At 69.3% G+C, this 13,209-nt stretch carries 13 protein-coding genes; 5 read left to right on the plus strand and 8 right to left on the minus strand.

From position 1 onward, the window contains the following. Positions 1 to 54 precede the first annotated feature (54 nt). Positions 55 to 336, minus strand: coding sequence for a DUF397 domain-containing protein (locus tag OHA91_RS18660; protein ID WP_266499290.1), 282 nt, complete (start codon positions 334 to 336; stop codon positions 55 to 57). Next, positions 317 to 775 carry a DUF5753 domain-containing protein gene (locus tag OHA91_RS18665; protein WP_308289015.1) on the minus strand — a complete coding sequence of 153 codons (459 nt, stop codon included), beginning with the start codon at positions 773 to 775 and terminating at the stop codon, positions 317 to 319. The genes OHA91_RS18660 and OHA91_RS18665 overlap by 20 nt, the downstream gene beginning before the upstream one ends. A 272-nt stretch (positions 776 to 1,047) precedes the next feature. Here OHA91_RS18665 and OHA91_RS18670 point away from each other — a divergent pair, with 272 nt between their 5' ends. The 4 genes from OHA91_RS18670 to OHA91_RS18685 all read left to right on the plus strand — a co-directional run bounded on the left by OHA91_RS18670 (position 1,048) and on the right by OHA91_RS18685 (position 6,328). Next, positions 1,048 to 1,254, plus strand: a complete 207-nt coding sequence (locus OHA91_RS18670) for a hypothetical protein (RefSeq protein WP_031155808.1) — start codon at positions 1,048 to 1,050, stop codon at positions 1,252 to 1,254. A 473-nt stretch (positions 1,255 to 1,727) separates the two neighbouring features. Further along, positions 1,728 to 3,554, plus strand: coding sequence for an acyl-CoA dehydrogenase (locus tag OHA91_RS18675; protein WP_031155813.1), 1,827 nt, complete (start codon positions 1,728 to 1,730; stop codon positions 3,552 to 3,554). 190 nt (positions 3,555 to 3,744) lie between these two features. Then, complete coding sequence (locus OHA91_RS18680; RefSeq protein WP_031155815.1) at positions 3,745 to 4,473, plus strand: hypothetical protein; 729 nt, start codon at positions 3,745 to 3,747, stop codon at positions 4,471 to 4,473. A 562-nt stretch (positions 4,474 to 5,035) separates the two neighbouring features. Then, entirely contained in the window at positions 5,036 to 6,328 is a 1,293-nt protein-coding gene (locus OHA91_RS18685; RefSeq protein WP_031155818.1) for a M18 family aminopeptidase, read from the plus strand. Between the two features lie 51 nt (positions 6,329 to 6,379). Here the strand turns inward: OHA91_RS18685 and OHA91_RS18690 are convergent, their stop codons facing one another. Beyond that, the gene (locus OHA91_RS18690) at positions 6,380 to 8,224 is read right to left on the minus strand and encodes an NHL domain-containing thioredoxin family protein (protein WP_031155821.1); all 1,845 of its coding nucleotides are present in this window, start codon (positions 8,222 to 8,224) and stop codon (positions 6,380 to 6,382) included. Between the two features lie 185 nt (positions 8,225 to 8,409). Here OHA91_RS18690 and OHA91_RS18695 point away from each other — a divergent pair, with 185 nt between their 5' ends. Beyond that, positions 8,410 to 9,015 carry a hypothetical protein gene (locus tag OHA91_RS18695; protein ID WP_328739648.1) on the plus strand — a complete coding sequence of 202 codons (606 nt, stop codon included), beginning with the start codon at positions 8,410 to 8,412 and terminating at the stop codon, positions 9,013 to 9,015. 5 nt (positions 9,016 to 9,020) lie between these two features. On the opposite strand, the gene OHA91_RS18700 is transcribed toward OHA91_RS18695, so the two are convergent. The 5 genes from OHA91_RS18700 to OHA91_RS18720 all read right to left on the minus strand — a co-directional run bounded on the left by OHA91_RS18700 (position 9,021) and on the right by OHA91_RS18720 (position 13,196). Beyond that, positions 9,021 to 9,251, minus strand: coding sequence for a DUF7848 domain-containing protein (locus tag OHA91_RS18700; protein ID WP_031155825.1), 231 nt, complete (start codon positions 9,249 to 9,251; stop codon positions 9,021 to 9,023). A 284-nt stretch (positions 9,252 to 9,535) separates the two neighbouring features. Beyond that, positions 9,536 to 10,384 carry a helix-turn-helix domain-containing protein gene (locus OHA91_RS18705; RefSeq protein WP_031155827.1) on the minus strand — a complete coding sequence of 283 codons (849 nt, stop codon included), beginning with the start codon at positions 10,382 to 10,384 and terminating at the stop codon, positions 9,536 to 9,538. Between the two features lie 12 nt (positions 10,385 to 10,396). Next, positions 10,397 to 10,867 carry a DUF6879 family protein gene (locus OHA91_RS18710; RefSeq protein WP_209441545.1) on the minus strand — a complete coding sequence of 157 codons (471 nt, stop codon included), beginning with the start codon at positions 10,865 to 10,867 and terminating at the stop codon, positions 10,397 to 10,399. A 28-nt stretch (positions 10,868 to 10,895) separates the two neighbouring features. Beyond that, entirely contained in the window at positions 10,896 to 11,168 is a 273-nt protein-coding gene (locus tag OHA91_RS18715; protein WP_031155832.1) for a hypothetical protein, read from the minus strand. A 480-nt stretch (positions 11,169 to 11,648) separates the two neighbouring features. Continuing rightward, entirely contained in the window at positions 11,649 to 13,196 is a 1,548-nt protein-coding gene (locus OHA91_RS18720; RefSeq protein WP_328739649.1) for a recombinase family protein, read from the minus strand. Positions 13,197 to 13,209: the final 13 nt, after the last annotated feature.

The raw sequence follows: 13,209 nt of genomic DNA on the forward strand, positions 1-13,209 counted from the left end.
CCGTACCGGCCGGTACCGGCCACCGATCCCCTGCGGCTCCCCTGCGGGGTGCGGTCAGCGGCCCTTGAGCGAGGCCACGAAGGGCCCCCAGGCCGCGGCGCCGATCATGACCACCCCGCCGTCGGGCCGCTTGGAATCCCGCACGGGGACCACCCCGGTGAGGCCGTCAGCCACCTCGACGCAATCGCCGCCCGTGCCGTTGCTGTAGCTGCTCCTGCGCCACTGGGCAGCGCCGAGGAAGCCCTCGGCCACCTCGACGCACTCCCCGCCCGTGCCGTTGCTGTAGCTGCTCTTACGCCAGGTCGCGGCGCTCAGGTCAATTCCGCTGCTTGCCATCTCGGTAGTCCTCTGCCGCAGCGTCGAGGAGGGCCAGGGACGCCTCCGGCGGCAAGGCGACGGCCCTCAACAGATCGTAAGACCTGCGGTACTCCTTCACGAGGGCGGGAAAGTCGATGAGTTGGCCGCTGTGCAGGCTCTCCACGTAGACCACGGGCGGCGCGTCCGGGAAGGTCATGAACCTCGCCATGCCCATCATGAGCGCGTGCGCAGCGGTCGTTTCCGGGACGATCTGCAGAATGGACCTGGTCCGGCGGACCACGGCCGCGATGTACTCCAGCAGCTCCGCCATCTGCGGCGCGGGCAGCACCGGGCGGCGGAGCACCGACTCGTCGAGCACCGCCCAGAAGTCGGGCGGGCACTCCCCGTCGAAGAGCTTCGCCCGGCCCATCCGGGCCGCCACCAGCGTCTCGATCGTCTCGTCGGCCGCCCGCGGCATGGCGGCGCGGCTGATCGCCCGCGCGTACGCGGGGGTGCTGGAGCAGCCCCGGCACGAGCATCGGAGCCCAGTCCTCGATGGTCTCGGCGAACGGTTCCATCTCCGCGACGTCCGCGAAGTACTCCGCGTGCCCCGACTGCCTCGCGCGGCGCGCGTCTTCACAGCGGCGCTCGAAAAAGCCGTCCGTGCCCAGCTTCGCGTCCACGTGCCGGGCCAGGTCCAGCGGCATGCGCCGCTCGCCGCGCTCGATCTGGCTCAGGAACGGCAACCGCATGAGCGACCACCCCCACGACCGCGAGGCCACGGCGGCCCTCGACGCACTGCGCGGCGCGCTCGCCGCGCACGGGATCACCCTGCCCTCGCTGGACCTTCACCTCCCCTCCTACGCCGCCCGGTGCGGCACGCCGCCCCTGATCAGTCTCGGCAACTGCAACCCGGCCACCGCGCAGCGGATCGCCGCCGCTCTGGCGAAGCCGTGAACGAGCTCGTGATCCGGCTGCCCGCCACCGCCCGGGCGGCCCCGATGCTGCGGCACGCCGTGCGGGAGCACCTCGGCGCAGGGTCCGGCGACGCCGAACTGTGCGTGACCGAGCTGCTGGCCAACGTCGTCCGCCACCTCGGCGAGGGCACGCCCGTCACCCTGCGCGTCACCGGGAACGGAAGGGCAACCCGACACGGGTCGAGCTCACCGACCCCGACCCGCACGCGTGGCCCGTACCGCAGCCGGCGGGCGAGGGCGACGAGTCGGGGCGGGGGCTCGCCCTGCTCGACGCGGTCGCGCTGCGCTGGGGAGTCACGCAGGGGCACGGCGCCAAGACGGTGTGGTGCGAGCTTGACCCTGGTCACAGTCCGGACGGAAGGGTTGCCGTTATTACCGGCGGGTAGCATCATGTTGTTACCGATTGGTATGTACGAGGAACCTGTCTCCCCGAGCCTTAACGGAGCCGTCGCCATGGGGCACTACAAGTCGAATCTCCGCGACATCGAGTTCAACCTCTTCGAGGTGCTCGGCCGCGACCAGCAGTACGGCACCGGTCCGTTCGAGGAGATGGACACCGAGACCGCGAAGAGCGTCCTGTCCGAGATCGCCCGCCTCGCCGAGAACGAGCTGGCCGAGTCCTTCGCGGACGCCGACCGCAACCCGCCGGTCTTCGACCCGGAGACCAACACCGCCCCGGTCCCGGCCTCCTTCAAGAAGAGCTACAAGGCCTTCATGGACTCCGAGTACTGGCGTCTGGGCATCCCGGAGGAGATCGGCGGCACCGTCTCCCCGCGCTCCCTCGTCTGGGCCTACGCGGAGCTCCTGCTCGGCTCGAACCCGGCCGTGTGGATGTACTCCTCCGGCCCGGCCTTCGCCGGCGTCCTCCACGAAGAGGGCAACGAGGCCCAGAAGAAGATCGCGCAGATAGCCGTCGAGAAGCGCTGGGGCTCCACCATGGTCCTCACCGAGCCGGACGCCGGCTCGGACGTGGGCGCCGGCCGCACCAAGGCGATCCAGCAGGCGGACGGCTCCTGGCACATCGAGGGCGTGAAGCGCTTCATCACCTCCGGTGAGCACGACATGGAGGAGAACATCCTCCACTACGTCCTCGCCCGCCCCGAGGGCCACGGCCCCGGCACCAAGGGCCTGTCCCTCTTCCTCGTCCCGAAGTTCCACTTCGACTGGGAGACCGGCGAGCTGGGCGAGCGCAACGGCGTCTACGCCACGAACGTCGAGCACAAGATGGGCCTCAAGGCCTCCAACACGTGCGAGATGACCTTCGGCGACCAGCACCCCGCCAAGGGCTGGCTGATCGGCGACAAGCACGACGGCATCCGCCAGATGTTCATGATCATCGAGTTCGCCCGCATGATGGTCGGCACGAAGGCCATCGCCACCCTCTCCACCGGCTACCTCAACGCGCTGGAGTACGCCAAGGAGCGCGTGCAGGGCCCGGACCTGGCGAACTTCATGGACAAGACCGCGCCCAAGGTCACCATCACGCACCACCCCGACGTGCGCCGCTCGCTGATGACGCAGAAGGCGTACGCCGAGGGCATGCGCGCCCTCGTCCTCTACACCGCGACCGTCCAGGACGAGATCCAGGTCAAGCAGGCCGCGGGCGAGGACGCCTCCGCCCTCGTCGGCCTGAACGACCTGCTCCTGCCGATCGTGAAGGGCTACGGCTCGGAGAAGTCCTACGAGCAGCTCGCGCAGTCCCTGCAGACCTTCGGCGGCTCCGGCTACCTGCAGGAATACCCGATCGAGCAGTACATCCGCGACGCCAAGATCGACACCCTGTACGAGGGCACCACGGCCATCCAGGGCCAGGACTTCTTCTTCCGGAAGATCGTCCGCGACCAGGGCGCCTCGCTGAACATCGTCTCCGAGACGATCAAGAAGTTCCTGGCCGAGGCCGTCGGCGGCGAGGAGCTGGCCGGCGCCCGCGACGCGCTCGCCAAGGCCGCCGTGGACCTGGAGGCCATCGTCGGCCAGATGATCGTCGACCTCACCGCCACCGGCGAGGACGTCAAGAACATCTACAAGGTCGGCCAGAACACCACCCGCCTGCTGATGGCCTCCGGCGACGTGGTCGTCGGATACCTCCTGCTCAAGGGTGCCGCCGTCGCCGCCGAGAAGCTCGCGACGGCCTCCGCCAAGGACGTCCCGTTCTACACCGGCAAGATCGCCGCCGCGAAGTTCTTCGCCGCGGAGGTCCTCCCGGGCGTCTCGGTCCAGCGCCAGCTGGCCGAGGCCGTCGACAACTCCCTCATGGAGCTCGACGAGGCCGCCTTCTAAGGCGCCCCGCCCCGCCCGTAGCGCCGCTACGCCGCACCCGCACAGCGGCCGGGTCCCCCGCACAGGGACCCGGCCGCTGCCGCGTGCCCGGGCACCGGCCCGTCGTCGCCGCCACCACCGCGCCGCCGTCACCGGGGCCCTGTACTGCGGCTTTCCCCCGATGTCAGTCGTTCATGGGACGCTCGTACGCATGAGTCCACAGGATCAGCACGGCAGCAGGGGGTACTCCGTCCCCACCGGGCGGCCGTACGCCCTCAAGGAGCTGCAGGCGAGCCTGGGCAGCCTCGGCGACCACCTGCGCGATCTCTACGACGGCGCCCACCCCGCCGAGTACGACACCATCGCCGACGCTCTGTACGTGGCGTTCCAGACGGCCGCCGGACTGGCCCCCGCCAAGAGCTACACCGGCTGCCCCGAACACCCCAACGGCGCCCTCGACCCCGAGGCCCCCGACGGCTGGGGCCGCTGCCTCATCTGCAACGACCGCCGACGCCTCGGACAGCGCCACCGCGGCGGCCCCGCCGCCGCCCCCGCCGGCGAGCAGCGGCGCCTGGGCTACCCCGTACCGGACGGCCCCTACACGCTCCACGCCCTCCGCGCCCACCTGCGCACCGTCGAGGACCAGCGGTTCCACCTGGGCCTGTCCTCACCCGCCGAGGACTTCGTCCGCATCGCCGACGACCTCCACCGCGCCTTCATCGTGGCCCGCGAACTGTCCCGCCCGCGCAACGCCTCGGGCTGCTCCGAGCACCCGGGCGCCCCCATCGACCCCGACGCACCTCCCGGCGAGGGCTGCATCTTCTGCGCCGGACGCAGGAGACGCGCGCAGCGCTCCCCACAGACCCCGGAGATGCTCCCGCGCATCCGCCGGGGCGAGCGCAGGCAACTGCAGCGCAGATTCGAACGTCCGCCCGGCTGAGGACGAACGGGACCGCGGATCACCCGCCCGCCACGGAACGGGTTCTGCCCGCGACCCGCCAGGTCCGGCCATGACGAACACGCACCCGACCCTCGTTAAGGTGAACCACTCGGCTTCCTCCCTCCCCTGACGGGGGCGAGTCCCAAACTCACGCGTGAGGATCCCTGTTCCGCCACGAACCGCCCCGACCGAGAGGAGGACGCCCGATGAGGTCCCGCACCCGCTCCACAGGCAGCAGCAGCCGCTGCCCCGGCGGCCGGACGACCGATCGCGGCGTTCCCGTACCGGCCCGGAGCGCTTGTGCGGACCGAGCGCATCGACCGCAGCCGTCCGAACGTCCGCGACGGTTCCACAGCCTGCGCGTCCGTCGGATAGAAACGGTACTTGCACGACCGCTGCGCGGAAGGAACACCCACACCCCCGACGCGACGGTCGGTCACGATCCGAACACCAGCACAGGTCACAGCCTCACGCCGCGGCACACCACCGCAGCGAGGCTCCGAGCCGGAACTGCGTTTCCTCACCCGGCTGAAGCCGGGGGCTTCCACACAAGGGAAATACGATGAGCTCTCCCGCCCGCTTCGACCGCGGCCACACCGACGATCTGATGACCTTCCTGACGGCCAGTCCGTCGCCGTACCACGCCGTGGCCAACGCGGCCGAGCGGCTGGAGAAGGCGGGCTTCAGGCAGTTGTCGGAGACGGACGCCTGGGACTCGGGCACCGGGGGCAAGTTCGTGCTCCGCGGCGGCGCGCTCATCGCCTGGTACGTCCCCGAAGGCGCCGCGGCACACACCCCGTTCCGCATCGTCGGCGCCCACACCGACTCCCCGAACCTGCGGGTCAAGCCGCTCCCCGACATGGGCTCACAGGGCTGGCGGCAGATCGCCGTCGAGATCTACGGCGGCACCCTGCTCAACACCTGGCTGGACCGCGACCTGGGCCTGGCCGGGCGGCTGACCCTGCGCGACGGCACCGAGCGCCTCGTGAACATCGACCGCGCGCTGCTGCGCGTGCCCCAACTGGCCGTGCACCTGGACCGGTCGGTGAACAGCGACGGGCTCAAGCTCGACAAGCAGCGCCACATGCAGCCGATCTGGGGTCTGGGCGATCCGCACGAGGGCGACCTCATCGCGTTCCTGGAGGAGGAAGAAGGCCTGGAACAGGGCTCGGTGGCCGGCTGGGACCTGATGGTCCACTCGATCGAGCCGCCCTCCTACCTGGGCCGGGACCGCGAGCTCGTGGCGGGCCCCCGCATGGACAACCTGCTGTCCGTGCACGCCGGGGTCGCGGCGCTGGCCGCCGTGTCCGGTGCCGGGAAGCTCGACCACATCCCGGTGCTGGCCGCCTTCGACCACGAGGAGAACGGCTCCCAGTCGGACACGGGCGCCGACGGCCCGCTGCTGGGGAACGTGCTGGAACGTTCAGTCTTCGCCCGCGGTGGTTCGTACGAGGACCGTGCGCGGGCCTTCGCCGGCACCATCTGCCTGTCCTCCGACACCGGTCACGCCGTGCACCCCAACTACGGTGAGCGGCACGACCCGACGCACCACCCGCGCGCCAACGCCGGCCCGATCCTGAAGGTCAACGTCAACCAGCGGTACGCCACCGACGGCAGCGGGCGCGCGGTGTTCGCCGCCGCGTGCGAGCGGGCCGGCGTCCCGTGGCAGACGTTCGTCTCCAACAACTCGATGCCGTGCGGCACGACGATCGGCCCGATCACGGCCGCCCGGCACGGCATCCAGACCGTGGACATCGGTGTCGCGATCCTCTCGATGCACAGCGCGCGCGAGCTGTGCGGCGCGGACGACCCGTACCTCCTCGCCAACGCCCTGGTGGCCTTCCTGGAGGGCTGAGCCCGGGTGCTGGGCCCGCAGGCCGCTCCTCCAGGAAGGCGGGGAGCGGTCTCAGCCCTCGTCGTCCATGCCGGCGAGGACGAGGGGCAGCCGGGCGGCGCCGTCGGCGGTGACCTTCACGGGCACGCCCCAGTCCTGCTGGTGGACGTGGCAGGCCGGGTACTCATTGGCCGGGTCGTCGTCGCAGGACGCGGCCATCGCCGAAACGTGCAGCACGCCCTCGGTGACGTCCGGGTTCAGTTCCAGCTCCCGGAACAGGTCGGTCCCCGCGCCCTCGCCGGCCGCCAGCAGCTCCGGCGGGGTCGAGGAGACGAGCAGGCGCGTGGAGGGCCCGTAGCGGGTGTCGAGCTTCTGCCCGCTCGGGGCCCGGAAGACCACGTCGAGGCGCAGCGTGCCGGACGCCACCTCGGTGGCGGCCCGCTGCGTGCGGTGGGCGACCGCGTCCACCCGTACCGCCTCCTCCGGGAGCCGCAGCCGGGTCAGGCGGTGCCGGGCGGACTCGACGACCACGATGTCCTCGCCGACCAGCACGGCGTCGCTGGGCTCGCGCAGGTCGGTCGCCAGGGTCGAGACCTGCCCGGTGGCGGGGTCGTAGCGGCGCAGCGCGTGGTTGTACGTGTCGCACACCGCGACCGAGCCGTCGGGCAGGGCCGTCACCCCGAGCGGGTGCTGGAGCAGGGCCTCGGCGGCGTCCCCGTCCCGGTGCCCGAAGTCGAACAGGCCGGTGCCGACGGCGGACGTGATCGCGTAGCCGGTGTCGGTGGCGTGGACGTACCGCAGGGCGCTGGTCTCGGAGTCGGCGATCCACAGCCGGTCCCCGGCGGCGGCGAGCCCGGACGGCTGGGCGAACCAGGCCTCGGCGGCCGGCCCGTCGTGCAGCCCCTCGTTGGTGGTGCCGGCGGCGACCTCGACGGTCCCCTCCGCCGGGTCCCAGGTCCACAGCTGGTGGACACCGGCCATGGCGATCCACACCTTGCCCTGCCACCAGGCCACGTCCCACGGCGAGGACAGGTCCACCTCCAGGGCGGGGCCGGAGGTCGGTGAGCCCTGCCACCACTGGCGCCCGGTGCCGGCGACCGTCTCCACGGCCCCGGTCTCCAGATCCAGGACGCGCAGCGCGTGGTTGACGGTGTCGGCGACGACCACCCTGCCGTCGGGCAGCAGGGCCAGTCCCTGCGGCTCGCTGAAGCTGTCCCCGGCGAAGCCGCGCACGCCGCTGCCGATGCGGCGCACGACGCTCTCCCCGTCGGCGGCCAGCTCCACCAGCTGGTGCCGCGTCGAGTCCGAGACCAGGAAGTTCCCGCTGGGCAGGAGCAGCGCCTTGCCGGGGAAGCGCAGGTCGCTCGCGACGGGCTCGGGCGCCACGTACGGCCCGTCCCCGCGCCGCAGCGTGCCCTTGGCCTCGTGCTCGGCCTCCAGCTCCTCGACCAGCTTCGCGATGGCGTGCGCGTGCCCCTCGCCGGCGTGCTGGGCGACGACGTACCCCTCGGGGTCGATCACGACGAGCGTGGGCCACGCGCGCACGGCGTACTGCTTCCAGGTGGCGAGCTCGGGGTCGTCCAGGACGGGGTGGTGCACCTCGTAGCGCTCGACGGCGTCCACGACGGCCGCGTGATCGGCCTCGTGCACGAACTTCGGCGAGTGCACGCCGATGATCACGACGGTGTCGCGGTGCTTCTCCTCCAGCTCGCGCAGCTCGTCGAGGACGTGCAGGCAGTTGATGCAGCAGAAGGTCCAGAAATCGACAACAACACACTTACCTCGCAGGTCGGCAAGGGTGATTCCCTTGCCTCCGGTGTTCAGCCAGCCGCCCTTGCCGATCAGCTCTGGGGCACGGACACGGGCACGCTTGCGGGGTGCGGGCGCGGGGGTGGGCGCCGGGGCAGCATCGTTCATCCTTCAAGCTTGCCATCCGGGTATGAACGCCGGATCACACGCGTACGGCAGGACCTACGACAGGGGGCCGAAGGTTGGCTACGGACGAGGACGAGAAGACTGCCGGCGAGACGGCGCGGACGGTCCAGGGGTTCCTGGCGCTGCCGGGGCCGGTGGAGGACCGTAGGGAGGTGTTCGATGGATGCGTGGCGGAGGTCGTCCGGGTCCTCGGGCTCGATGTCGCTCGGGAGCCGCAGCCCGGCGATCCACGAACCTGGGTGAACCATGCTCGGACGGCGCTGTACAAGGCCTGCCGCCGGGAGCTGATCCTTTCCGAGGAGTCCTTCCAGACGCTGATCAAGGCAGCCGTCTACGACCCCGACCCGAGCTTCAACCGCCATTTCCTCGAGCCGGCGCTGAACGCGTTCGGGCACAGGCGGGTCCAGGCCTCGCTGCTTGGATACCTGCGGGCCGGCACGGACCTCGAGCGGGCGGGCGCGGCGAATGCCTGGTACTGGTCGGCTCTACCCCTGCGCATGCCCACCGTACGGGCGGAGCACCCCGCAGCCACCGGTCCGGCGGAACCCTACGACGCCGCAACCGTGAGGGCCGAGTGGTACGAAACCGCGTTGCGCGAGTTCGTGAGCAACGAGCACCTGGACGTCCGGCGCTGCATCCTGCCGGGCCTGCCGCTCCGGAAGTCGGCTTATCCGCCGGAACTGCACGACCTGGTGGACGCGGCCGTGGCGATAGCCCGGTCCCATCCGGACGAGTACATCCGCCACCGCGTGGAACACCAGGTCGGTGACTGACGCCCTCACTGGGCGCGCTCAACCACGGCGATTTCCGAGAACTCCCGCAGGAAGGTCATATGACCGGTCCGGCCCGTGTGCTCGATGCACATATCCGTACACACGTCGGCGTTCCCGGTCGGCGCGGCAGTCCAGCGGCAGTCCGGGTTCAGGCACCGCGCTGTGGCCGTCGTCTCCGCCGAAGGGTGGCGGTGCATGACGTAGCTGACATACCGGAGCACGGCTCTCACGGTCATGCCTCTTCCTTGGGGTGCGGGTGGTTCCGGAGCTCCACGTTGCAATCGCTGACCGTGGAGTGGTCGCCCCGGAGACGGGCTTCCCGGCGCTGTGCGGCCGGGGCGGCGCAGACCCCGCAGCCGGCCACCGGTACGGGCTCCGGGTCTGTTCGCAACGGCAGCTCTACCGGGGATTGCGCATACGTGATCGCCTTCACGGCCCCGCTCCTCGTGTCGTCCGTAGCGACCACGCTAGGAACGCCGGAGCTGCAACTCCCAGAAGATTGCACAAGGTTGCACAGTCATCACCTGAGCGACTGAATGGCGCTCGTGATCAGCGCGCGGGCCTTCACTCCATAGACGGCCATGTCGGCCAGTTCGGTGAAGGTGTCCGCGTACGCGGCAACCTCGCTCGGCTGGGTCAGCGTGAGGTAGCCGGAGACCAGCTCGACGTTGACCTGTGCCGTGTCGAAGATCCAGAACCCTTCCACCGGCATCCGGGACCGATCGGTCCGTGTAGGCACCACGCCCAGGCTGACGCTGGGCAGGGAACCGACCATAAGGAGGTGGCTGAGCTGTTCCTCCTGCACGTCCGGCCCACCGAGACCGTTACGCAAGACCGACTCCTCAACCAGGAACGCGAACCGGCGGTCGCCCTCGTAGAGGACGCGCTGACGTTCCATGCGCACGGCGACGGCATCGGCCACGTCATCGACCTCGACCCTTCTGCGTTGAACGGCACGCAAGACGGCTTCCGTGTAGCCGTAGGTCTGGATCAGGCCCGGAACGAACCACGAGGAGTAGGAGCGGAACCGGCGGGTTCGCTCGAAGAGCGGCAGACGGGCTTCCTGTGCTTGCTTGAGCCCGGCGCGCTCCATGCGTCGCCAGCCGATCCACATGTCTTCGACGGTCCGCAGTGAGGCGATCAGATCCTCTGTCTGCCCTTCGGCGCCGCACGCGCGGCACCAAGCCCGAATGTCGTCGGCGGACGGGGGCGTACGGGCGTTCATGATCCGGGATGACTTGGACGGGTGCCATCCGCAGATCCGGGCGAGATCGCGCCCGTTCAGCCCGGAGTCCCGGCAGAGCTCAGCGAGTCGGTTCGCCAGAGCCTGCCGGGCATGCTGGGCACTCGAAGAAGGAGAGACAGCCATGGTGGTAACCGATCAGCGCGGCTTGTACTCCTCGTGCGGGATGGCTCGTTGCCAGACGGCCTCGAACGCCTTGGCGCACAGGTGGACCCGTGCACGATCGTCGGTGTACTCCCGCCCGTCCTCGTCCAACTGACCCTCTCCGGTGAAGTGGTGGAAGAGGGCTTGGTTGCCGTCGAAGACCCAGAAGTCCGCACCTGGCAACGCCAAGTCCGTCGTCCGCCGGCGGGGCAGCCACCGGACCAACTCACCCGCAGCGAGATTGGTGAACGTGCAGTCGTACTCGTAGCGCACGTAGTCACTGATCGGCTCGGACACGATGCGGACCCGGCGGACCACCACCCCGCGCGCCGTGGCAGCGCTCACCGCATCGTGCCAGCCGCCCCACCATGACGACCGATCAGCCGGGTCCAGCCGCTTGCCCTGCTGCCAGGCAAGGAACTCCGGATCATCGAGCATGTAGCTGTCACGCAACTCAAGATGCACGGCTGAGTGCTGCGCGCGGGCCAGTGCGTTACGCGCGGGTGGCTGCACTTCCAGCCTCTCCGTTCTCGTTCGGGCGCGGGATGTACTTCAGCATCACCGCAGGGAGCCTGATGATCGTTTCGTGGTCCGGTACATCCGTGGAGTGCCCGGGGATCGAGCCGATCTCCTGGCAGGCCTTCACCTCTTCCGCCGTCGCCTTGTACGACTGGATCAGCAGGTCACCGGTCTGTTCATCAAGCCAAATGGTGGGGGACTCGTCGGTTGGCGTGTTCGGGATGATGCCGAGGAACCTCAGGTTCACGATCACTCCAGGTGTCGAGTCGGTTGCACGAATGTGCACGAGCCTCACTCCTGTGGCTGACCGGCGCAAGAGGGCGTCAGGACAAGCTTGTTGGTTCAGGGTGCGGGTACGACGAAGCCCCCTACAGCCGCCCAGTACGGGCAGCCATCGGGGGCTTCAGCGATGCCTCGCACGGCTTATCGACTCGTTAACGGGGTCGTTCTCAGGGGCTAAGAGGAGACCTTGGCCAGTGGCTGCAAGGGTCGGCAGCCCAAAAATGGAGCCGTACCCAGGACGTGTTTTCCGAGCTGGGGCCGGGATCGCTGTGAGGGCTGCGCCTGAACTTTGGACATCTCTGGTGACGAAGTGACGGAATGACGATTACTTCTGATCCACTCATGGAAACAACAACACTTCTATAAGAGGTAACCGGGCGAGAGCGTCATTTCGTCACTTCGTCACGCGTGTCCGCTGCCGACAGCAGGGGGCTTACCGCGGTGCTCAGGTGGCGGCGTCGGCGCCCAGCTTCGCCCATTGGATCTGGATGCGCTGCTCTGGAATGATCCGCTGGCCGCGCACCCCCTTCGTCACTTCAACCCGGTCAATGGCAAGCGACAACCGGCCACGCCGGTCTTCGCTAGTCGCATCCGCCCACGCTTCACGCAGGGTGAGGGCGTCGAGCATCGGAGACACGTCCACGGACGGCATGGGGAGCTTTCGGAGATCGGCGCTAAGCCCCTCGATGCGTCCTCTCAGGCGCTCCGCAAGCCGGTTATAACGCTCCACTGCTGCTGCGCCGCTGAACTCACCGCGCACGTATCGCGCGTCCTCCAGATCGGCGAGGCGGGCTTCCTCATCCTGGATCTCAGCAGTAAGCGCATCACGTTTCGCGAAGGTCTCCGGGTCCACGCGGTGCACCCAGCGGTCTGCGATCGCGACAAGCAACGGGTCGTCCGGTTCGAGCGCTGGGAGCTTCGTGAGGAACTGTTCCGTCACGTACTGGTCAACCGCTTCAGCCAGCGCCGACGCTCCGATGCACTGGTTGCCCGCGCGGCGAGCCATGCACTGGTAGCTGCCTCCCACGCGGTGCATCCGGCGACCGCAGCCGGGCACCGCGCAGTAGACGAGTCCCGTGAGCAGCGCCGTCCCCTCGGGCTTCGGCCGCCGCTTTCCTGCGTGTACGAACGTCCTGGATTCCAGGCTGTGGAAGATCTGTTCACGCTCTCCGACCGTGATGATCCCCTCGCCGATCTCGACGGTGTCCAGAGTCTCGGGATCGCGGTACGGGAAGACCCTGCCCGTGTACTTCCGCTCGCCGTCGTCCGTCTCGACGGTCTCGGTCTCCGGCATCAGGCCGGCGAACGCCGGGGAGCGCAGGAGCTGCATGATGCTGGCCGCGTTCCACTGCCCGCCTCTGGGTGAAAGAATCTCGTACTCGTTGAGAAGTCGGGCGATCCTGACCAGCGACATTCCGGCGAGCGCTTCATCCGCGATGAGACGGGCGTAGACGGCGTGTTCCGGGTCATGAACGAGCTTCTTGGTCTGCGGGTCGATGAGCAGCCCGTACGGAGGCTGTCCGCCGATCCACTGACCCTTGCTGCGGAGGTAGCGCTTTGCGTGTCCGACGCGCGTGCCGAGATTCTTCGACTCGGACCGGGCGAGTTCAGCAAGCATCGCGACGACCATGCGCGCCGAGTCGTTCGAGGTGTCGAGGCCGTCCACGACCGAGACTAGACGGCCGCCGGCCTTCTCGATGTCGTCCAGCACCTTGCCCACCTGGCCGATCCCCTTGCGGGACAGACGGTCCAGCTTCCAGACGATCAGCGTGCCGACGACGCCCGCCGTGACAGCTGCCAACGCGGCGTCGAAGCCCTTGCGCTCAACGGTCTTGTAGCCGGAGCGCCCTCTGTCTATGTGGACCTTGCGGACGGTCAGCCCGTTGTGTTCGGCCCAGGCACGGCAGTCGGCTTCCTGCCGTTCGATTGCGGTTTTGCCGTCCCTGTCGAGGGACAGCCGGAGGTACAGGTCACAGATCGTGTCTTGGTGCACACACTCAGTGTGA

Source organism: Streptomyces erythrochromogenes (assembly GCF_036170895.1).
GTDB classification, from domain to species: Bacteria; Actinomycetota; Actinomycetes; order Streptomycetales; family Streptomycetaceae; genus Streptomyces; species Streptomyces erythrochromogenes.

Coding starts and splice junctions, on each gene's coding strand:
- OHA91_RS18660 (WP_266499290.1), bottom strand. CDS start 336: ATGGCAAGCAGCGGAATTGACCTGAGCGCCGCGACCTGGCGTAAGAGC.
- OHA91_RS18665 (WP_308289015.1), bottom strand. CDS start 775: ATGCCGCGGGCGGCCGACGAGACGATCGAGACGCTGGTGGCGGCCCGG.
- OHA91_RS18670 (WP_031155808.1), top strand. CDS start 1,048: ATGAGCGACCACCCCCACGACCGCGAGGCCACGGCGGCCCTCGACGCA.
- OHA91_RS18675 (WP_031155813.1), top strand. CDS start 1,728: ATGGGGCACTACAAGTCGAATCTCCGCGACATCGAGTTCAACCTCTTC.
- OHA91_RS18680 (WP_031155815.1), top strand. CDS start 3,745: ATGAGTCCACAGGATCAGCACGGCAGCAGGGGGTACTCCGTCCCCACC.
- OHA91_RS18685 (WP_031155818.1), top strand. CDS start 5,036: ATGAGCTCTCCCGCCCGCTTCGACCGCGGCCACACCGACGATCTGATG.
- OHA91_RS18690 (WP_031155821.1), bottom strand. CDS start 8,224: ATGAACGATGCTGCCCCGGCGCCCACCCCCGCGCCCGCACCCCGCAAG.
- OHA91_RS18700 (WP_031155825.1), bottom strand. CDS start 9,251: ATGACCGTGAGAGCCGTGCTCCGGTATGTCAGCTACGTCATGCACCGC.
- OHA91_RS18705 (WP_031155827.1), bottom strand. CDS start 10,384: ATGGCTGTCTCTCCTTCTTCGAGTGCCCAGCATGCCCGGCAGGCTCTG.